Annotated in this window: 18 protein-coding genes and 1 tRNA gene; 11 read left to right on the top strand and 8 right to left on the bottom strand. The window is 66.2% G+C overall.

Annotated features, from left to right (window positions below; all coding sequences use genetic code 11):
* Positions 1-1,026, bottom strand: coding sequence for a tRNA (adenosine(37)-N6)-threonylcarbamoyltransferase complex transferase subunit TsaD (gene tsaD / locus BMY22_RS10075; RefSeq protein WP_090621661.1), 1,026 nt, complete (start codon positions 1,024-1,026; stop codon positions 1-3).
* Between the two features lie 199 nt (positions 1,027-1,225).
* On the opposite strand from tsaD, the gene rpsU reads away from it, so the two are divergent.
* The 5 genes from rpsU to BMY22_RS10050 all read left to right on the top strand — a co-directional run bounded on the left by rpsU (position 1,226) and on the right by BMY22_RS10050 (position 6,458).
* On the top strand, positions 1,226-1,441 hold the full coding sequence (rpsU, locus tag BMY22_RS10070) for a 30S ribosomal protein S21 (RefSeq protein WP_010795989.1): 216 nt from the start codon (positions 1,226-1,228) through the stop codon (positions 1,439-1,441).
* Between the two features lie 96 nt (positions 1,442-1,537).
* On the top strand, positions 1,538-3,469 hold the full coding sequence (dnaG, locus tag BMY22_RS10065; RefSeq protein WP_090621659.1) for a DNA primase: 1,932 nt from the start codon (positions 1,538-1,540) through the stop codon (positions 3,467-3,469).
* Positions 3,470-3,533: 64 nt separating this feature from the next.
* Positions 3,534-5,390, top strand: coding sequence for an RNA polymerase sigma factor RpoD (gene rpoD / locus BMY22_RS10060; protein WP_090621657.1), 1,857 nt, complete (start codon positions 3,534-3,536; stop codon positions 5,388-5,390).
* Positions 5,391-5,489: 99 nt separating this feature from the next.
* A complete protein-coding gene (locus tag BMY22_RS10055) occupies positions 5,490-6,164 on the top strand; it encodes a Crp/Fnr family transcriptional regulator (RefSeq protein WP_090621655.1) in 675 nt (224 codons plus the stop codon).
* Between the two features lie 217 nt (positions 6,165-6,381).
* Positions 6,382-6,458: transfer RNA gene (locus tag BMY22_RS10050), tRNA-Ile, on the top strand.
* Positions 6,459-6,915: 457 nt separating this feature from the next.
* Here the strand turns inward: BMY22_RS10050 and BMY22_RS23750 are convergent.
* Positions 6,916-7,239: a hypothetical protein gene (locus BMY22_RS23750; protein WP_143068477.1), complete on the bottom strand. Its 324-nt coding sequence runs from the start codon at positions 7,237-7,239 to the stop codon at positions 6,916-6,918.
* Positions 7,240-7,655: 416 nt separating this feature from the next.
* Here BMY22_RS23750 and BMY22_RS10045 point away from each other — a divergent pair, with 416 nt between their 5' ends.
* Positions 7,656-8,969 (top strand): DUF4214 domain-containing protein, encoded by a 1,314-nt coding sequence (locus BMY22_RS10045; protein ID WP_090621654.1) that lies wholly within the window; start codon positions 7,656-7,658, stop codon positions 8,967-8,969.
* A gap of 357 nt (positions 8,970-9,326) precedes the next feature.
* On the opposite strand, the gene BMY22_RS10040 is transcribed toward BMY22_RS10045, so the two are convergent.
* Entirely contained in the window at positions 9,327-10,589 is a 1,263-nt protein-coding gene (locus tag BMY22_RS10040; RefSeq protein WP_090621652.1) for a NupC/NupG family nucleoside CNT transporter, read from the bottom strand.
* Between the two features lie 315 nt (positions 10,590-10,904).
* On the opposite strand from BMY22_RS10040, the gene BMY22_RS10035 reads away from it, so the two are divergent.
* Complete coding sequence (locus tag BMY22_RS10035) at positions 10,905-11,375, top strand: hypothetical protein (protein WP_244158840.1); 471 nt, start codon at positions 10,905-10,907, stop codon at positions 11,373-11,375.
* 67 nt (positions 11,376-11,442) lie between these two features.
* On the opposite strand, the gene BMY22_RS10030 is transcribed toward BMY22_RS10035, so the two are convergent.
* Positions 11,443-12,948: a sigma 54-interacting transcriptional regulator gene (locus tag BMY22_RS10030; protein WP_279626355.1), complete on the bottom strand. Its 1,506-nt coding sequence runs from the start codon at positions 12,946-12,948 to the stop codon at positions 11,443-11,445.
* Positions 12,949-12,998: 50 nt separating this feature from the next.
* Positions 12,999-13,967: a phosphate/phosphite/phosphonate ABC transporter substrate-binding protein gene (gene phnD / locus BMY22_RS10025; RefSeq protein ID WP_090621651.1), complete on the bottom strand. Its 969-nt coding sequence runs from the start codon at positions 13,965-13,967 to the stop codon at positions 12,999-13,001.
* A 230-nt stretch (positions 13,968-14,197) separates the two neighbouring features.
* Here phnD and BMY22_RS10020 point away from each other — a divergent pair, with 230 nt between their 5' ends.
* Positions 14,198-14,797, top strand: coding sequence for a hypothetical protein (locus tag BMY22_RS10020; RefSeq protein ID WP_090621649.1), 600 nt, complete (start codon positions 14,198-14,200; stop codon positions 14,795-14,797).
* A gap of 15 nt (positions 14,798-14,812) precedes the next feature.
* Here the strand turns inward: BMY22_RS10020 and BMY22_RS10015 are convergent, their stop codons facing one another.
* Entirely contained in the window at positions 14,813-16,552 is a 1,740-nt protein-coding gene (locus BMY22_RS10015; protein WP_090621647.1) for a hypothetical protein, read from the bottom strand.
* Positions 16,553-16,739: 187 nt separating this feature from the next.
* A complete protein-coding gene (locus BMY22_RS10010; protein ID WP_090621646.1) occupies positions 16,740-17,474 on the bottom strand; it encodes a DUF2780 domain-containing protein in 735 nt (244 codons plus the stop codon).
* A gap of 344 nt (positions 17,475-17,818) precedes the next feature.
* On the opposite strand from BMY22_RS10010, the gene BMY22_RS10005 reads away from it, so the two are divergent.
* Together BMY22_RS10005 and BMY22_RS10000 are read left to right on the top strand one after the other, a co-directional pair.
* The gene (locus BMY22_RS10005; RefSeq protein ID WP_090621645.1) at positions 17,819-18,121 is read left to right on the top strand and encodes a PepSY domain-containing protein; all 303 of its coding nucleotides are present in this window, start codon (positions 17,819-17,821) and stop codon (positions 18,119-18,121) included.
* Between the two features lie 443 nt (positions 18,122-18,564).
* The gene (locus BMY22_RS10000; protein ID WP_090621644.1) at positions 18,565-19,011 is read left to right on the top strand and encodes a nuclear transport factor 2 family protein; all 447 of its coding nucleotides are present in this window, start codon (positions 18,565-18,567) and stop codon (positions 19,009-19,011) included.
* Between the two features lie 136 nt (positions 19,012-19,147).
* Here the strand turns inward: BMY22_RS10000 and BMY22_RS09995 are convergent, their stop codons facing one another.
* Positions 19,148-19,348 carry a DUF3079 domain-containing protein gene (locus BMY22_RS09995; protein WP_090621643.1) on the bottom strand — a complete coding sequence of 67 codons (201 nt, stop codon included), beginning with the start codon at positions 19,346-19,348 and terminating at the stop codon, positions 19,148-19,150.
* A gap of 208 nt (positions 19,349-19,556) precedes the next feature.
* Here BMY22_RS09995 and BMY22_RS09990 point away from each other — a divergent pair, with 208 nt between their 5' ends.
* Positions 19,557-20,246: a nitroreductase gene (locus tag BMY22_RS09990; protein ID WP_090621641.1), complete on the top strand. Its 690-nt coding sequence runs from the start codon at positions 19,557-19,559 to the stop codon at positions 20,244-20,246.

The raw sequence follows: 20,246 nt of genomic DNA, 5'->3' as shown, positions 1-20,246 counted from the left end.
TCAAACCGCCGGCAAGGTCTCCATCGGCCAGCGCGCGTGGACCTGGATCGACGGCCCGTCCTGCTGGCCGGCCAGCAGACGCTGGCAGCCGGCATAGGCGATCATCGCACCGTTGTCGGTGCAAAAGCGCGGCCGTGCATAGAACACCCGGCCATGCAGCTCGCCGAGCATCTTCTCCAGGGCCGTGCGCAAGGCCTGGTTGGCGCTCACCCCGCCGGCGATCACCAGGCGCGCGAGGCCGGTCTGTTTCAGCGCTCGCCGGCATTTGATGGTCAGCGTCTCCACCACCGCCTGCTGGAAGGCCAGGGCAATGTCGCGGCGCGACTGCTCGCCGTCGTCGCCGCTCGCCTGGCAGTGCTGCCAGGTATTCAGAGCGAAGGTCTTGAGGCCACTGAAGCTGAAATCCAGTCCCGGCCGGTCGGTCATCGGCCGCGGGAAGACGAAGCGTCCCGGCCGGCCGTCCTGCGCCAGCCGGGCGATCTCCGGCCCGCCGGGATAGCCGAGGCCGAGCAGCTTGGCGGTCTTGTCGAAGGCTTCGCCGGCGGCGTCGTCCAGCGACTCGCCGAGCGCCTGGTAGCGGCCGATGCCGTCGACCCGCACCAGTTGGGTGTGCCCGCCGGAAACCAGCAGGGCGACGAACGGGAACTGCGGCGGCTGCTCTTCCAACATCGGCGCCAGCAGATGGCCCTCCATGTGGTGCACGCCGAGCGCCGGAATCCCCCAGGCCAGCGCCAGCGCCTGGGCGCAGGAGGCGCCGACCAGCAGCGCGCCGACCAGGCCAGGTCCTGCGGTATAGGCGATGCCGTCGATGTCCTCCGGCGTGCAGCCAGACTCGTCGAGCACTTGGCGCAGCAGCGGCAGCATGCGTTTGACGTGATCCCGCGAGGCCAGCTCGGGCACTACTCCGCCATAGACGCAGTGCAGATCGATCTGGCTGAATAGCGCATCGGCCAGCAGGCCGCGTTCGCTGTCGTAAAGCGCGACGCCGGTTTCGTCGCAGGAAGTTTCCAGCCCCAGAACGAGCATGGGTTCGACCTTTTAGCCTGACAAATCAAGGGGCGCATGATAATCGCCGACCACCCCGCAGACCAGCGCTTTTCGCGCCGTGGGCTTTGCATTGCCTCGGGCAAATGAGGTAACATCCGCAGCCCTTGAGAATCGACGTTCTCCCGAGCCGAGTCCGGAGAGGGCGTTCACCACCGGTCAATAGTTAAGGTAGCCCTGGATGCCCGCCGTCAAAGTTAAAGAGAACGAACCCTTCGACGTAGCCCTGCGTCGCTTCAAGCGCTCCTGCGAAAAAGCCGGCGTTCTGGCCGAAGTTCGCAGCCGCGAGTTCTACGAGAAGCCCACTTCCGAGCGCAAGCGCAAGGCCGCCGCCGCCGTCAAGCGCCACGCCAAGAAAGTGCAGCGCGAGCAGCGCCGCCGCGAGCGCCTGTACTAAGCTGCAGCAAGGCTTCGCCGCTCCTGGAAAGCCCGGCCGAAACCGGGCTTTTTGCGTTTCTGGAGCCACCCGGCACCCGCCCGAACCGGAAACCCCATGGCCGGACTGATCCCCCAAGGCTTCATCGACGACCTGCTGAACCGCACCGACCTCGTCGAGGTGGTCGGCTCGCGCGTCCAGCTGAAGAAGACCGGCAAGAACTACAGCGCTTGCTGCCCCTTCCACCAGGAAAAGACCCCCTCCTTCACCGTCAGTCCGGACAAACAGTTCTACTACTGCTTCGGTTGTGGCGCCGGCGGCAACGCGCTGGGCTTTCTCATGGACCACGACCACCTGGAGTTCCCCCAGGCGGTCGAGGAGCTGGCCAAGCGCGCCGGCCTGGAAGTCCCGCGCGAGGACGGCGGGCGCAGCCACAAGCCGCACCAGAGCGTCGACTCGCCGCTCTATCCGCTGCTGACCGCCGCCGCCGAGTTCTACCGCCAGGCCCTGAAGAGCCATCCGGCGCGCCAGGCCGCCGTCGACTACCTGAAGGGACGCGGCCTGTCCGGCACCATCGCCCGCGACTTCGCCCTCGGCTTCGCCCCGCCCGGCTGGGACAACCTGCTCAAGCATCTGGGCGGCGACGCCCTGCAGCAGAAGGCGATGATCGATGCAGGCCTCCTGATCGAGAACGCCGAGACCGGCAAGCGCTACGACCGCTTTCGCGACCGGGTGATCTTCCCGATCCGCGACAGCCGCGGCCGGGTTATCGCCTTCGGCGGCCGGGTGCTCGGCGACGACAAGCCGAAGTACCTGAACTCCCCGGAAACCCCGGTATTCCACAAGGGCCAGGAGCTTTACGGCCTCTTCGAGGCACGCCGGCACGACCGCGACCTCGACGAGGTCATCGTGGTCGAGGGCTACATGGACGTCATCGCCCTGGCCCAGCAGGGCCTGCGCAATGCGGTGGCCACCCTCGGCACCGCCACCAGCGAGGAGCACCTCAAACGCCTGTTCCGCCTGGTGCCCAGCGTGCTGTTCTGCTTCGACGGCGACCAGGCCGGCCGCAAGGCCGCCTGGCGCGCCCTCGAGGCCACCCTGCCGAGCCTGCAGGACGGCCGCCGCGCGCGCTTTCTGTTCCTTCCCGAAGGGGAGGACCCGGACAGCCTGGTACGCGCCGAAGGCCGCGAGGCCTTCCTAGCCCGCCTGGAGCAACAGGCCCGACCGCTGGCCGACTACTTCTTCCAACAACTGACCGCGGAGGCCGACCCGCGCACCCTGGAAGGCAAGGCGCACCTGGCGACCCTCGCCGCCCCGCTGATCGAGAAAATTCCCGGCGCCAACCTGCGCACCCTGATGCGCCAGCGCCTCGGCGAAATCACCGGACTGCCCGGCGGCACCCCGCCCACGCCCGGTCACAACCAGCCATCCCACGCGGAAGACGCCTACTACCAGGCCGAACCCAGCCACGCAGGCTACCCCGACTTCGCCGAGCCCGGACCGCCTGCACCCTTCGAGCGCCCCGCCTACGGCAAGGGCCAGTGGAGGGGGCAAGACCGCAACGGCTATCGGAAGGGCCGCAGCGACTTCCCGCCGCGACTACGCACCGCAATCAGCGTCGAACCGCCCAACCTGAGCGCGCTGCGCACCCTGCTCCACCACCCACAACTGTCCCAGAAGGTCGCCGACGCCAGTCATTTCGCCAGCGAGGACGACACCTACGCCCAGTTGCTGGTCGCCCTGCTGGAGGCGCTGCAAAAGAACCCGCACAGTAGCACCCTGCAACTGATCGCCCGCTGGCACGGCACCGAACAGGGCCGCCTGCTGCGCGCCCTGGCGGAAAAGGAATGGCTGATTTCGACAGACAACCTTGAACAACAATTTTTCGACACTATAAATAAATTAGCGGCCCGTCAGCGCGAGCGTGGTATCGAACAGCTACTTCGCAAAGCTCGCCAAGGCGAACTGAGTGCAGAAGAGAAGGCTCGACTGCGCGATCTGCTCAGCCGCAACGCATCCCCCGCCTCCCCGACCTCAACTGGCGCGTGAGGTCAAGCATCAGCTATAATATTTAGCTTTTCAGCCCGCCAGAACATTCAGTGGATAGGGTGTTATGTCCGTAAAAGCTCAACAGCAGTCTCGCATCAAAGAGTTGATCGCTCGCGGCCGCGAACAGGGTTACCTGACCTACGCCGAGGTCAACGACCACCTGCCGGAGGATATTTCCGATCCGGAACAGGTGGAAGACATCATCCGCATGATCAACGACATGGGGATCAACGTATTCGAGAGCGCTCCGGATACGGATGCCCTGTTGTTGGCTGAGGCCGACACCGACGAAGCTGCCGCCGAAGAAGCCGCCGCCGCCCTGGCCGCGGTGGAGACCGACATCGGCCGGACCACCGACCCGGTGCGCATGTACATGCGCGAAATGGGCACCGTGGAGCTGCTCACCCGCGAAGGCGAGATCGAGATCGCCAAGCGCATCGAGGAAGGCATCCGCGAGGTGATGGGCGCCATCGCCCACTTCCCCGGCACCGTGGACAGCATCCTCGACGAATACCAGCGCGTCACCAGCGAAGGCGGCCGCCTCTCCGACATCCTCAGCGGCTACATCGATCCCGACGACGACTCGGCGGTTCCCGCCGAAGCCGAGGTTCCCGTCGACCTCAAGAGCAAGAGCGCCGCGGCCCCCGCAGCGTCGGACGAAGAGGACGAGGAAGAGGGCGAAGAGGACGAGGAGGAAGAAGGCGACGGCGGTCCCGACCCGGAAGTCGCCCGTTTGCGCTTCGGTGCCGTCGCCGACCAGATGGAGAGGGCTCGCCAGGTCCTCCAGCAGCATGGCCGCGGCAGCGCCCAGGCCATGGAAGAGCTTCAGGCGCTGGCGCACCTGTTCATGCCGATCAAGCTGGTGCCCAAGCAGTACGACACCTTGGTCGACCGGGTGCGCGACTCCCTGGCCCGCGTGCGCGCCCAGGAACGCGCGATCATGCAACTGTGCGTACGCGATGCGCGCATGCCGCGCGCCGACTTCCTCCGCCAGTTCCCCGGCAACGAGGTCGACCGGGACTGGATCGATTTCCTCGCCAAGGGCAAGGCCAAGTACGCCGAAGCCCTCGGCAAGCTGGCCGACGACGTCAAGCAGTGCCAGCAGAAGCTGATCGACCTCGAGCAGGAAGTCGGCCTGAGCATCACCGAGATCAAGGACATCAACCGCCAGATGTCCATCGGCGAAGCCAAGGCCCGCCGCGCCAAGAAGGAAATGGTCGAGGCCAACCTGCGCCTGGTGATCTCCATCGCCAAGAAGTACACCAACCGCGGCCTGCAGTTCCTCGACCTGATCCAGGAAGGCAACATCGGCCTGATGAAGGCGGTGGACAAGTTCGAATACCGTCGCGGCTACAAGTTCTCGACCTACGCCACCTGGTGGATCCGCCAGGCGATCACCCGCTCGATCGCCGATCAGGCGCGCACCATCCGCATTCCGGTGCACATGATCGAAACGATCAACAAGCTCAACCGCATCTCCCGCCAGATGTTGCAGGAGATGGGCCGCGAGCCGACCCCGGAAGAACTCGGCGAGCGCATGGAGATGCCCGAGGACAAGATCCGCAAGGTCCTGAAGATCGCCAAGGAACCGATCTCCATGGAAACCCCGATTGGCGACGACGAAGACTCGCACTTGGGCGACTTCATCGAGGACTCCACCATGCAGTCGCCGATCGATGTGGCGACCGTAGAAAGCCTCAAGGAAGCCACCCGCGAAGTCCTCGCCGGCCTCACCGCCCGGGAAGCCAAGGTGCTGCGCATGCGCTTCGGCATCGACATGAACACCGACCACACCCTCGAAGAGGTCGGCAAGCAGTTCGACGTGACCCGCGAACGCATTCGCCAGATCGAGGCCAAGGCCCTGCGCAAGCTGCGCCACCCCTCGCGAAGCGAGCACCTGCGCTCCTTCCTCGACGAGTGAAGACAAGACCCCCGGCTCGCCGGGGGTCTTGCTTTCCGCCTGCCGACCGAGCAGCGAAACGACCCCGTGCGGCACTGCCCTTCCCCGACGACAGACACCATGAACGGTCCCGATCCCAGCAACCTGCTCGAACGCCTGGACGCGCTCACCCAGGCCGCACTGCTGCAGGGCTTTCACCAGCGCCAGCTGGTCGAAGACGAACTGCTCGGCAGCCCGAGCGGCGAGCGCGACAGCGTGTTCATCGTGCGCAGCGGGCGCATCCGGGTATTCCTCGCCCTCGAGGATAAGGAATACACCCTCACTTTCCTCGAGGCCGGAGACATCTACAGCACACACAGCCAGGCCTACGTCCAGACCGTGCGCCCGAGCGAGGTGCTGATGGGCGACACCGCCCGGATGATGGCCACGCTCCGCTCGCTGCCGAGCGCCGTGCCGGCGATCATCCGCGTGCTCGGCGCAACCCTAGCCAACTGCATGGGCATCATCGAAGATCTGGCCTTTCGCGACGTCGAGGGCCGCCTAGCGCGCTTTCTCGATGGCATGCTGGCGCGCAGGGGCCGCCCCCACCAGGGCAGTCTGCGCCTGGAGCTGGACCTCAACACCGAGGACATCGCCCGGCTGCTCGGCACCACCCGCCAGACCGTCTCCTCCCTGATCAACCGGATGGCCCGCGAAGGCATCCTCAGCCGCGCCGGCAACGGCATCTTCGATATCCACGATGCCGAGCGCCTACGCGCCCGCAGCCAGCAGCCCGGCAAGGTGTCGGCGGGCTGACAGACACTCCGGCGCGGCTGCCACCCGACAGCCGCCAGCCATCAGGTTGCCGGAAAAGCAACCATGCTCTTGCTGCGCTGCATCGGAGGACAACTGCTGCCGAAAACACCTCGTGCGGAAGAAGAGGTCTGCCGATTTTGCGGCAGATAGCGGCCTTTGCTGCTCCTGTCGCTTGGCGCAGGCAGAAAACCGCCGCTATAATCCGCCCGCCTTCTGGGGGCCTGTAGCTCAGTCGGTTAGAGCAGAGGACTCATAATCCTTTGGTCCTGGGTTCGAGTCCCAGCGGGCCCACCAATCAAATCAAGGAATTACGTCTGTAGCCCTTCCCCTCCTAAACCTGCTGTCAATTACTACTGGAACTTCGAGCGACTGCTCGACGTCCATTTCAACGGTCAGGTGACCGCCGGTAGCTGACAACCCCTCGCAGGATCCACATACTGCCCTCGGATTCGCATAAGGTTGTCGGTCTGCAGTTTGATTCGGGAGCTTCGATTCTGCTCTGTGGGTTTGCTCTTTTCTCTTCTTCAAAGCTCTTGATTAGAAACGTCAACAGCCCCTAGACGTACCCACAAGCATCAACAAGATAGTAGCATTGCCGAAGCCTCATCAAAGGAATGGCTTTATGCATGGCACGGAAGCAGTACCCATTCAGTGGCATAGCTCTCCATGGCAATCAGCTTCTCAGCGGAGCTGAATTATGCCAGCGAGCATGAGCTTTTATTTTTTGAAAGTACCGCCCCAGAGTGTCGCATTAGACGTCGGGATATCCATTTACCGCTACGTCTCCGGCATATTCGCGCCCCGAAACAGCAGCCTCAGCCAGTTTCCCCAAGCCCCCACCGGCAAAGGGGTAGTCGACCTTTCCCCGGCCAGCGGGATCGCCCGATCCCCCTTTACAGCGCCAGTGTGCATCAAAGGGGCGCAGGCCGGCGCGCCGATCACCGAATACCACCCCGAAGGCGGAAGCGCCGAGATCCAATTCCGGATCGATCAGATCCCCTCCGCCACCCCCAAACCTGTCACGCCACCGAAAGCTAGTTCCCTGCAACCCGTACAGTTCAAGCTGCACGGTCATATCGGAACCCCGACGATATCGTCGCCAAGAATGGTTGGCTTGGGACGCCAAACTCACCACGACGACTCGAAGGCCCTCCGTCGAGCGGCCCCGGGCGAAACCCGCCATGCCCCCATGTCCGCTGCCTTCGCACTCACCGGGCAACGCGCCACCCATTACGAATTCGGGGCAGACAGTTTTCGGGGAGCACTCCCCGTTGGCCTCCGCCCTCGACAAAAAACAGAACTATCAAATCCGAACGGGACCGAACAACTGGTCGCACAGCGACTGGTCATTATCCCCAAAGCCGTCCAGCATATCCTCCCGCTCCCCCCGGAGCGACACAGCAACTATGCATATCTTCCGTAACACAGTTAGGTAACGGCTCGATCGATTTTCCGAAACAGTGATGAGTAATTCAAAGGGAGAACACTAGAATGGCATCTAACACCACTCTGACCGGCGGACTCGGCAACGACATCCTGACCACCGGCGACGGCAACGACTCGGTCACCGGCGGCTTCGGTAACGACCTCGTCTCGACCGGCGCAGGCAACGACACCATCCATGCCGGCCTCGGCCACGACACCGTCGACGGTGGCGAAGGCTTCGATCTCGTGCAGATCAACGGCAACCGCGACAATTTCGATTTCGAGGTCGTGAATGGCCGGCTGGTGGCACGCAGCTCACTGCTTCCCGCCTACTCGTCGACCAGCGTCACCAACGTCGAAATCTTCAGTTTCACCAGCCAGTTGGCCGGAACCAAGCAGGTAGTGGTCGCCGCCAACGAAGACCAGGCCAGCGCAATGCGTCTGTACCAGGCCTTGTTCGATCGCACCCCCGACGTGGGCGGCGCCGAATACTGGCTCGGCCAGCTCGACCAGGGGGTGCCGCTGCCCGATATCGCCAATGCCTTCCTGAACTCGACGGAGTTCCAGAGCAACGGCGAGCTGAGCGACGATGCCTTCGTCGATCTGCTCTACCAGAACGCCCTGGGCCGCTCGTCGGACGAAGCCGGCAAGACCTTCTGGCTCGAGCAGCTCCAGAACGGCGTCAGCCGCGCCGAGGTGGCCCTCGATATCGTCGGCTCGCCGGAGGCGGCGGACACCATCGACAGCGTCCTGCTACCTACCGGAGTGGCCACCTCCGGCGACGACACCATCGATCTCACCGTAGGCCAGGACACCATCGACGCCGGCAAGGGCTTCGACGTCGTGCAGGTGAAGCTCGCCTCCGAACTCTCCTCTTCCGACTACAGCTTCTCGGTCGATGACGACAGCCTGGTGGCGACCCACAACAGCGACAGCTCCCTGTCCTTCACCCTGAAGAACACGGAAGTCCTGAGCTTCGGCACGGAGGACAACGTCGTCATCGTCGACAACGAGGACAATGCCGAAGCGATGCGCCTGTACGAAGCGCTCTTCGACCGCTCCGCCGACGTGGACGGTGCCAAATACTGGCTCGACCAGCTCGACCAAGACGCAGTATCGCCGACCGACGTCGCCAATGCCTTCCTGAACTCGACGGAGTTCCAGGACGCCAATAGTTCGCTGGATAACGACGCGTTCGTCGAACTGCTCTACCAGAACACCTTTGGCCGCGCGGCCGACACAGATGGCAAAGCGTTCTGGCTCGACGCGCTCAACAGCGACCACGCTACCCAGGCCGAGGTGGCCATCGCCATCGTCGGCTCGCCGGAAGCGGCGGACACCATCGACAATGTCCAGATCATCCCGGCTAACCAGGCCTAAATCGGCTTCCATCAGCTAGCCAGTAAATACTCCGGTCGAAAGGCCGGGGTATTTCTCGGCGGACTTTTCGGCCGTCGAGAGATCCGCCGAGAAATACCCGTACTTTCTGTACCCATGCCGTCTTCAGTCTCCTTGCCCTGCGGAGTCCCGAAGGTCGGCAAGTGATGATCCCAGCGCCTACGCAACCGACCCGTCGCTACGGGCTGGACGCTGTCGATTCGCACACGGGAAAACCATCGTCATCGCTCGACGCCCCAAGCGTCGTCGCAAGGTTGCCGAACTGCTGCAAGCCTTGCTGGACTTCCAGTTGCTTAATGATGAGCGTGCCCACTCGGGAGCGCCGGCGCCTGGCAACCATCAAATAATCAGGCCAGCCACCGCCCCCGTCATCAGGGTTGCCAGTGTTCCGGCGTAGAGGGCTCGCAGCCCGAGCGCCACAATTTCGCCACGACGCTCAGGCGCCAGCACACCCAGGCCGCCGATCAGGATGCCCAGGCTGCCGATGTTGGAAAATCCGCACAGCGAATAGGTCATGATCAGGCGGCTGCGTTCGCTCAGCGCACCTTCCGGCAAGCCGGCGAGTTGAAGGTAGGCGATGAACTCGTTCAATACCGTCTTGACGCCCATCAGCGCCCCGGCGGTCATGGACTCGGCCCAGGGAATGCCAGTCAACCAGACGATGGGGGCCATCGCCCAGCCCAGCAGGCGCTCCAGCGTCAGCGGCGCTCCGTCGACCTCCGGCATCCCTGCCAGCCCCAGATTGACCAGATGCACCAGGGCAACCAGAACCAGCAGCATGGCGATGATGTTGAGCCAGAGTTGCAGGCCATCCAGGGTGCCCCGGGTTACGGCATCCATGGCACCGTGATAACGGATCGGGTCTGCGGGTGGCAGGGGGGATGCCTGCTGTTCTGCCGGGTCCTGCCCGGGAGGAATCATCACATGGGCAATCAACAGGGCCGCTGGCGCACTGATCAGCGACGCGATCAGCAGATGCCGGAGCGGATCGGGAATGGTGCCTTCCAGAAGGATGGCGTAAAGCACCATCACGGTTCCTGCGATGGTGGCCATGCCGGTGACCATGACGGCAAACAGCTCGCTGCGCGACATGCTCGACAGATAGGGACGAATCAGCAAGGGGGCCTCGGTCATGCCCACGAAGACATTGGCGGCACTGGCAAATCCCACGGGCCCGCCAATGCCGAAGGTTTTCTGGAGTAGCCAGGAAAATCCCCTGACGACCAACGGCAGGATTCGCCAGTGAAACAGCAGCGCCGACAGGGCACTGATCACCAGCACTAAGGGCAAGGCCTGGAACGCCAACACAAAACCGTTGGACGGGCTGGTGACGGTATAAGGCGCCGCGCCGCCGCCGATGAAGCCGAAGACGAAGGCGCTACCGGCGGCGGTGGCTTGTTGCAGGGCCTGCACCAGAGCGGTGAGAGGCTCGAACACCTGGCTGGTGCCGGGAAACTTCAGCAACACGGCCGCCAGTCCAAGCTGGCACAAGAGCCCGGCGACGATCACCCTGGGACGCACCAGCGAACGCCGTTCGCTGAGTATCCAGGCCAGCAAAATCAGAACGGCCAGCCCCAAAAGCCCCTGAAATACGCTGAACATACCGTCGCTCTCCCAGTGATGATCCCCGTTTGTCTGTGGGGGAGCGCCAGTGTACCCGTCGTACGGGGCTTGCTGTTCAGCCGACGGGCCCCTCGCGCTGCGCTTGGCGCGCCCCCGGACCGGCTCATCCGGGCTCGGTGGCAGAGCGTACGGGGCCGATGGAAGCGTTTCAGGCGTCCCGCCTGTTCTTCGACGAACGCTCCAACCAGCCAAGCCCCGGCGAACCCATTCCGGGGCTGATCAGCCTTTCCCAAATGCAGGACAATACAGCGCCCAGGCTGAACGGCCGGCAGCCTCACGACAACGGAGATTCCCATGAAGCAACACAACCAGGCATCCGTCCCGAACGCGGTATGGGTGCAGATATGCCAGGCCGCCGGGCTGGACCCGGAGCGGCGTCTGGCGGCACGGCAGGCGATCCTGCGCAGCGAGGCGGCGCAGGAGTGCACGGTCTATCGGCCGGACGAGCACGACCCGGACGCCGAGGAAGAAGATCTGGGCGATGCCAAAATCCTCTTCGGCGGGCCGTTCCAGGCGCCGGAGGAGTGGGACGAGGAGGCACGCGCCGCGTTTTTCGACGAAGCCGATCCGGAGCTGTTCGTCACCGCCTTCATCGAATGCGAGGCCGCGCCGGCGTCGCGCCGCTTCTTCGCGGTCGAGGTCGGCGATTACGTGGCGGCCACGCTGGATACGGGGGAAGTGGTGATGTTCTACGTGCACGACTGCCGCGAGGACGAGCACGGCCGGCGCTGCGTGCTGATCCGCGACGACGAGCCGCTGGTCTGAGCGGCTCGCCGGGCAAGGCCGAAACCGGCCAGTCGCTGGGCCGGTCCTGAAGCGCGGCCGGCCAGGCTCAGCGAAAGTCCTTGTAGTTCAGGGTGTGCCGGGCCATGCGCAGGCCGAGGATGCGTCGGGTCAGGCCTAGGTGGGTGGCGGCTTCGGTCATGTTGCCCTTATGCAGTCTGAGGGCCTCGACGATCAGGTCGTACTCGGCCTGGCCGAGACGCACGTCGAGGATGCCGCCGGCGGTGCTCTCGGATGCCGCGGGGATCTGCAGGGACGGCGGCAGATGCCGCTCGTCGATGGTCCCGCCCTCGGAGAGGATCACCGCCCGCTCGATGACGTTCTCCAGTTCGCGCACGTTGCCCGGCCAGTGGTAGCACATCAGCATGCTCAGCGCCGGCGTGGCGATCCGCTCCACGTCGATGCCCATCTCGCTGGAAAAACGCGCGACGAAATGCTCCGCCAGGGTGGCGATGTCGGCGCCGCGCTCGCGCAGCGGCGGCACGGTGATCGGGAAGACGTTGAGCCGGTAGTAGAGGTCCTCGCGAAAACGCCCCTGCTCGACCATGGCCCGCAGGTCGCGGTTGGTGGCGGCGAGGATGCGCAGGTCGACCTGATGGGTGAGGTTGCCGCCGACCCGCTCGAAGCTCTTTTCCTGGAGCACCCGCAGCAGCTTGGCCTGCATGGCCAGGGACAGCTCGCCGACCTCGTCGAGGAAGATGGTGCCGCCGTCCGCCGCCTCGAAGCGCCCGCGCCGCTGGCTCGCCGCGCCGGTGAAAGCGCCGCGCTCGTGGCCGAACAGCTCGCTCTCGATGACGCTCTCCGGCAGGGCAGCGCAGTTGAACTTGACGAAAGGGCCGTCGGCGTTGCTGCTGTTGTAGTGGATGGCGCTGGCCACCAGCTCCTTGCCGACGCCGTTCTCGCCGAGGATCAGCACCGTGGTCCGCGAGCGGGTGACCTTCTCGATCAGCGCGTAGACCTCCTGCAGGGGCCGCGAGTTGCCGATGATGTTGCTGGGCTTGAAGCGGTTCTGCAGGGCCGAGCGCAGGCGGCGGTTCTCGTCCTCCAGGGCCGCCTTGCGGACGTGCTCCTGGAGGTGCAGTTCCACCGCCTGGGCGGTGGTGGCGGCGAGGATGGCGAGGATCTCCGCATCCAGTTCGAGCATCTGCCGGTTGGCGTAATACCGTTCGGCGACGATGGCGCCGAGCACCTTGCGGTCGCGGCGGATCGGCACGCAGAGAAAGGACTGCCCGCCCGCCTCCCCGGGCACCACCACCGCCCGGCCGCTGTCCACCACCTGGGCGACGATGCCCTCGCCGCGGGCGAGGCTGCCCGAGGCCTGTTCCTCTTCCGTCAGACCGCAGCCCTGCTGGATGAAGATCCGCCCGGACTCGGGATCGCGCAGGCTGACCAGGCCCCGCGTCACCTTCAGATGGCGCTGCATCAGCTCCACCAGGACCTGCAGGATGCCGGCCAGATCGCCGCCCTCGGTAGCGATACGGCCCAGCTCGCCGAGCAACGGCAGCAGCTCGGTGCGACACTCCCCCATGTCCCACTCGCAGGGTTTGTCCTGCATCGCAACCTCCACGCCGGCGAGCACGGCCGGCAACGTCTGGGAACGGCGGTTCACGAGCGCGCTCCGGCCTGCCCGCGCGGACGCCGCCAGGAAAGCACCTGGCCCCGCGCGGCGGGCGCCGCCCCGGACTCGCCGGCAGCCTCCAGCCCGCGGGCGTGCAGGCGGGCCTGGAGGATCTCCTCCATCCAGTGGCGGACCCGGTCGACATCGGCGTCCACCGCGGGAATGAAGGCCTGTGCCGCGTAGGCGTCGAGGGCCCTCGGCTCGCGCAGCTCGACGAAGGCCTGGCGCAGGGCTTCGCGCAACTCGGCGGGCAGTCCCTCGCGGAAGGTCCAGAGGTATTCGGGGATCGGCGGCGACTCGGCGAGGATGCGCACGGCACGGCCGTCCAGCCGCCCTTCGGCGAGCAGGCGGCGGAGGATCGTCAGGGACAGCCCTCCGGCCGTCGTCCGGCCGGCCGCCACCGCCGCGGCCACCTGGTCGTGGGCGCCGAGGCTGCGCCGCACATAGTCCTGGTCGGCGGAAAGGCCCGCCGCCAGCAGCATGTGCCGGGGCACCCAGGCGCCGGAGGTGGAGGCCAGGTCGCCCATCGCGATCTCGCCGCCGCGCAGCTGTTCGAGGCGCTCCACCCGGCTGTCGGCGGGCACGATGATCGCCGCCTGGAAAGTGGGTCCCCGGCTGCCCCCGTGGGTCGGCCGGGCGAAGGGCTCCAGGCCGGCGTGGCGGCTCTGCAGGATGTAGGTCACCGGCCCCAGGTAGGCCAGATCGAGCTGCCCCCGGCGCAGCGCCTCGCCGGTGGCCACGTAGCTGCCGCCGACCAGCAGCTTCACCGGCCGGCCCAGGCAGCGCTCCAGGTAGACCCGCAGGGGTTCGTTGAGTCGTTCCACCACCGCCCGGGATTCGCCGGGCAGCAGTCCGCATCTGATGGCTTTCATGACGGGCAGAAGAGTGTCTCCGGGCATTCGTCGCGCCGCCGGCAGGGCGGCACCCGAACGGAGATACAGCAAGCTCCGTTCCATGCAGCCCGACGCCCGGAAATACCGACTCCGCCGGCGCCAGGCGCACGATCGCGTACTAAATCGCCGGGGCCGGTGCACATTTCCGTACGCCCGTGCGGCGTTCGCGCACCGGTGGCGCCTCCCCGCCTGCCTCGGCAGGCAGCGTCGCACGGGCCCGCCCGCTTCGCGGGGAACGGCTGGCGCCGATCTTGCGAGGGGCGCTCCATCCCTCTGCCCGGAAGAACCCCGCCATGCCCGAATCCACCCCGCACTCCGAACGACCACCGGCCGGCGCCCGCATCTACCGCCTGGAGCCCCATCACGCCAGCCACCTGCCGCCGGACACCCACGCCAAGCTCAAGGACGTCTTCGCCCACTGGAACGAGTCGGAGAAGGCCGAGACGCTGGTCCGGGACATCATCGACCAGGCCCCCGACACCCTGGGCGTACGCATCGTCGCCTACCGCTTCTATTTCTACCGGCGGCGCTCCCTGGAAGCCGCCCACTGGGCGCTGGCCTGCATCGAGTGGCTGTCGCTGCGTCTCGGCCTGCCGGCGGACTGGCGCGAGGTCCGCGCCGAGATGGCCGACTTCGCTCACTGGCACGTCTTCACCCGCCTCTGGCTGCAATCCCTCACCGCCTACGCCTACAACCTGGCCCGCCTGGGCCGCGAGGCCGAATCCCTGGAGGCGCTGGACAAGGTGGAGGAACTCGACCCCAGCGGCAAACTGGGTGCGCCGCGTCTGCGCCAAGTCTTCAACGGGCCGCGCGGCGACGCCGGCATGGTCTTTCCCAAGGAGTTCGAGAACTGGCGCTTCGCCCAGGACGCGCCGCGGCAGAGCGAGGGCTGATCCATCGGGCGGCCGCTACAGGAGCGTCCAGCCGCCGGCCCCGCCCTGCCCGGACAGGTGGTACTCGAAGCGGCTGAAACGACCCGCAGCGGCAAGCCGCTGCGTCAGAACGGCAAGCCGCTCTTCGCCGCCCTGATTGATCCACACCCGGCTGTCTTCCCGAAACGGGATACCGGCAGTGATCAGGCTGGCGGGGCACGCCTCGCTGGCCGAAAGCAGCAAGGCGCGCAGGTACTGGCCGTTCGGCGGCGCCCCGTCGACCAGCCGCACCCCGCAGGATTCGGCGCGCTCGGCGATCAGTTCGATCCCCAGGTGCGCACCGTTGCGGCCCTGCCTGACCCAGCGAACCACACCCACCGCCCAGCCCTGCCCGGAGGCCGGCAGCACGCCGATCAGTTCGCCGGCCTGCAGTAGGCTGGCCGGGGCATCCGGCCAGAGCAGGCCGTAGCCGCCCGGACTCCGGTCGACGATGGACAGGGCGAAAACCGGGTAAGGCTCCTCTCCCGCCGGCTCGCCCGAGGATGCAGGCCGCCCCGTCGCCGGGCGCTCGAAGCGGATCGCCTCGAGGTCCGGTGCCCTCTCCTGCCGGGCCAGCGAGCGGACCCCGACAGCCCGGTTCCAGACATCCTCCAGATCGCCCCGGTTCGCCTGGAAACGAACCTGGCAGGAGTCCCGCGGACGCTGGAGCACTTCGTCGAACGGCCGCCGGTCCGCCAGGTGGTAGTGGACGGCCCCCAGGCCGAGGACCACCGCCAGCCGGCCATCGCCCAGCGCGCGCGGACCGGCGCGCTGGGCAAGATCGCCCCAGGCACGGTAGAGGTGTTCGAGCAGCTCCATGCCGAGGCCGCCCGGTGGCGGCGGCAGGGAATGCCGGGCATCCTTCTCCTCCTGCAGATAGATCTCCAGAACGCCGAGCAGCGCGCCGGGATCGATGCCGAGCGGCACGCGCATTGCGTCGGGGTCGCACAGGCGTCGGTAACGCGGCGGGCGGTCCCGGGCCAGGTCGACCAGCAGCGGGCAGGCGCCGGCCTCCTCCTGCAGGCGAACCAGGGCACTCCAGGACTCCAGCGCCCTGGACAGCCGGGTGATATCCAGCCGGCTCATCTGGTTGCAGCGGGCAGTGCCCAGCAGCAGGCTCGCCGCATAGCTCCGCTCGATCGTCGCCGGGACAGGGTGGGCCGTCGGCCGGTCATCCACCGGCAGGCGCAGGAGCTCCCGATCCCGGGCGGTCCGGTACAGGCTGTGCATTTCCAGCCACAGCCCCGGACGCGGCGGACGATGGAGCCGCTTGGTGCGGATCAGCATGTCGTGGAGGGCCTGCAGCGCCCGCTGAATGGCCGTTGCCTGCACCTGTCGGGCGGCCTGCTCCGCCGGGTCCGGCGCCGCCAAAGCGACGACCTGCTGGTAACCGATGGCCAATTGATAGTTCAGCGCCTGACAGAGGTTCGCCACCTTGCCCAACCGCTCGTCGGGAACGCTGCCCGGGTGGAGAAAGCGCCGCTCCAGATGCTTGCAGACGAAACGGACCTCCGGGCGCAGCAGTTCGAGCAGGTGCAGGCGATTTTCCGCCGAGGTCTGCAGCCTGACGAGTTCGAGCAGCCCCTGGTAGAGGCGCTGTGCGCAGGCCCCCAGATTGGCCTTGGGCAACTCGGCGATCCAGCGCTCCAGCGCCCACGGAGTGGCCTGGCAGAAGCTCAGCCCGGGATGGTCGGGACAGGGTACGCGCAGCAGCGCTCGAGAACGCTCTCTGTTCATTCGGAACGGCCTGAAAGGAAGAGGGATCACACACCCTCGGCGTCGACGACGGCGGTTTCGAGACCAGCATCCGTCCCCAAACCAGAGCCTTCGACGTCGCCCGGAGCAATGGCGCTACGCTCGTCCCCTCGCCGGCGACAGGCGGACGAGGTCGCCGACCGGAGCAGCCACGCCCGCCCTGCGCGGATCAGGAGCCGGCAGCAGTGCCGGTGCCGACGGTGGTGGCCGGAACGGAGCCGCTGCCAGTTCCGACGCCACTGCCACTGGCGGTGCCGGGTACGACAGCGGAGCCGCCCACGCCCCAGACGCCGGCCAGGCTCTGCATCAGCGGACCGGCCACCCCCTGGTTGCCGAGGAACTGCAGCAGGATCGGCGCGAACTGGCCGGTCAGGCTGGCGTCCATGCCCAGGGAGGAGAAGGCCTGGTTGACGTCCTGCATGTTCTGGACATTACCCAGCAGCTCGCCGGTCTGCTCCAGTGCGGCGGACTGCTCGGCCGTCGGCTGGGCGGACTTGCCGAGCAGGCCCCCCAGACCACCGCCGAGTCCGCCGAGACTACCACCCAGCGCACCCAAGCCGCCGAGGGTGCCAAGCTGGTCCAGCGCATTGTTGCCGGTGAGGTGTTCGATGCCGGGAACCGACTCGGCCAGCTGCGCATAGTCGCTGCCCTTGAGCTGGCTTTGCGCCAGCCCCAGCAGGGCCCCGGTGCCGCCCAGCATCTGCAGCGGGGTGACGGGCAGCGCGCTCAGGGCCTGTACCAGCCCGAGGACCTGCGCACTCTTGTCGTTGGCAGCCACCGCGCCGGTCTGCTCGCCCTTGAGGGTGGAAACCGCCTGGGCGGCGGCGTTCAGGTCGAAGGCAAAGGCCGGGACGCTCGCCAGACTCAGCAGGGCGACCAGGGCAATGGAAGGGGACGCTTTCATCGGGTGAAACCTCTCGACTCGGGATGCCGGCGCCGCCCGGCGACACAAGGGCCGGACGGGTAGCCGGAATGGGCAGGATGATCGCGGGCCGGGCATGGGCGGCGCCGCGCCCAGTCGCTCGCGCGACGGTCCGCCGCCTCTGCGGCGGCATTTTCGTGACACCCCACTCGGACATGGCCTCCGGGATGGGATAGGGATAGATGGCGGCCCTATGGTCGGTCATCGCCTTGCCGCCTGCAATAGCGCCCCCATCAAGCAAGACGCACCGGCCGATTCAGCTTGGTTTAAGTCGCCCAGGCTAGGGTGACGCCCATCGAAAGCCGACGACTCCCTGGAGAGCCACGATGAAAACCCTCACCGCCCTGTTCGCCAGCGCCCTGCTCACCGCCAGCCTGGCCCAGGCCCACGACCTCGGCCCGGACCAAGCCGTGCAGTTGCTCAAGGCCGGTACCATCCAGCCGTTCGAGACGCTCAACGCCACGGCACAAGCCAAGCACCCCGGCGCGACCGTCCGGGAAACCGAGCTGGAAGAGGAATACGGCCGCTACATCTACCAGGTCGAGCTGCGCGACGCCCAAGGCGCGAAGTGGGACGTGCATCTGGATGCCGCCAGCGGTCAGGTCCTCAAGGACAAGCGGGACGACTGAACGGCCGGATGAGTACCTGAAACCCTGTCCGCGCCTGCCGGACCAGTTCGATCCGCCAGGCCTGGCCCCGCGCTTCGCCCAGGCAGGCCTGGCAGTGGCGGGCACGGGTTGCTTCATCGGGCCGGCTTGCCTGCCTTGGCTCACCCTGTGGCAGGGTATCGCTTAACGAGGTGTCCACCATCAGGGCATACCGCCGGGCTCTGCCAGTGAATCGACGCCTGCCGTAACAAGTGATCACATAACAATAATCCCAACAGGGACACTCCCGTCGCAGAAAACATAATAATATCTAAATAAATCATTTACTTAATACAAATGCCTTCTCGCTGATTCCAATATTACGGGTTGACTTCAACGCCACACACCGAAGTGATAGTATGTCTTACCTCATAATGAGGAATGGCTCCGAGTCCGTTTTCCAACCCGTGAATGAAGGCCCCAAGATGATAAAAAGAATAATGCTGTTGGTCGCTACCTTCTGTTCGGTGGCACTTGTAATCCCCGCCAGTGCCGCCGACGAAATCGCCGCCATCGACGCGGCAGCGGAGCAGTTGCGCGTGGTGATGGTCGACCCGGACAAAGAGCGGCTGGAGGCGCTGATCGCTCCGCAGCTGAGCTATGGCCACTCCAGCGGCAAGGTCGATACCAAGGAAAGCCTGATCGATAACCTGATGACCGGCGCTTCCAACTTCTCGTCCATCGCCATCAGCGACCAGAGCGTGCAGGTGGTGGGCGACGACATCGCCATCGTTCGCCATACGTTCGTGGCCGACACGCACGGCAAGGGCAAGGACCCGGCCAGGGTCAACCTGAAAGTCCTGCAGATCTGGAAGAAAAAGGGCAGCGAATGGCAATTGCTGGCCCGTCAGGCAGTGGCCGCCAGCGCTTAACACGTCAATGGGGGCCCCCCTGGAAAGCCGATCCGGGGGTTCTCCTTGGGCCTGCCATCGCCCAGGCCTTCACGCTCGCGCAGCGGAACGCCCGCATGTCGGCCTGGCTGGCCCCGCCCCAGGGCCGACGCGGGTCCTACGCCGGCTTTTGAGTCTCCACAACCGCGTCGATGCTCCCATCTTCGAGTATGTACCAGTCCTCTCCGAGCATCTCGGCCGGGTGCATCGTCCGGTCGGCGCCATTTCCGCAGGCCAGGGAAGTCGCCGGACAGTACCGGTCGCATCCCCAGCAGATTCGCTCGGGATGCTTGGGGTTCAAGGGAAATTTCTTGGCCATTCTCGCCGCCTGGTGGTGTGAGTCGAAAGTTTGCAAGCTGCTTCGATGGGCAATCTAACGTTTTTCCCCAAGAATTTCGCGACGAGCTGGCGAGTCGCCCCGCTATCGGGCGGTAACCGGCAGGGCAGGACGAAGCGTGCCCGCGGATGAAAAGCGCCGGTACCTGGGGTATACCTGCAGATTCCCGCAGAACCCGAGGAGCCCGCCCATGCAGGTCGAAGACGCCATCCGTTCGCGCAAGTCGGTACGCCGTTTCCGTCCCGATCCCGTTCCCCGCGCCCAGGTCGAGCGCATCCTGGCGCTGGCGGCGCAGGCGCCGAGCGGCGCCAACACCCAGCCGTGGAGGGTCCGCGCGGTGGCCGGCCCGGTCCGGGACGCGCTGTGCCGGGCGGTGGTCGCAGCGGCCGAGCACGAGCCGCAGCGACACCACGCCGAGTACGGCTACTACCCCGAGCAGTGGTTCGAACCCTATCTGGAGCGCCGGCGGACCATGGGTTTCGGCCTCTACGACACGCTTGGCATCGCGCGTGGCGACCGGGCGGCGCGGGAGCGGCAGGCGCTGCGCAACTTCCAGTTCTTCGATGCGCCGGTCGGCCTGCTGATCGCCCTGGACCGGCGGATGAACACCGGCAGCTTCCTCGACCTGGGCATGTTCATCCAGAACCTGATGCTCGCGGCCCGCGGCGAAGGGCTGCACAGCTGTCCCCAGGGGGTCTTCGCCGACTACCACCAGGTGGTGCGCGAGCAGGGGCTGCTCGATGCCGGGGAGATCCTGGTGTGCGCCGTGGCCCTCGGCTTCGAGGCGCCCGAGGCGCCGGAAAACGGCCTGGTCACCGAGCGGGTGCCGGTGGCGGAGTTCGCCGCCTTCCACGGCTTCGAGGAGCCGGCCGGCGGCTGA

This window comes from Azotobacter beijerinckii, assembly GCF_900110885.1.
Lineage (GTDB): Bacteria > Pseudomonadota > Gammaproteobacteria > Pseudomonadales > Pseudomonadaceae > Azotobacter > Azotobacter beijerinckii.
The sequence above is the reverse complement of the archived record's forward strand: the minus strand, read 5'-3'. Positions and strand labels throughout refer to the sequence as shown.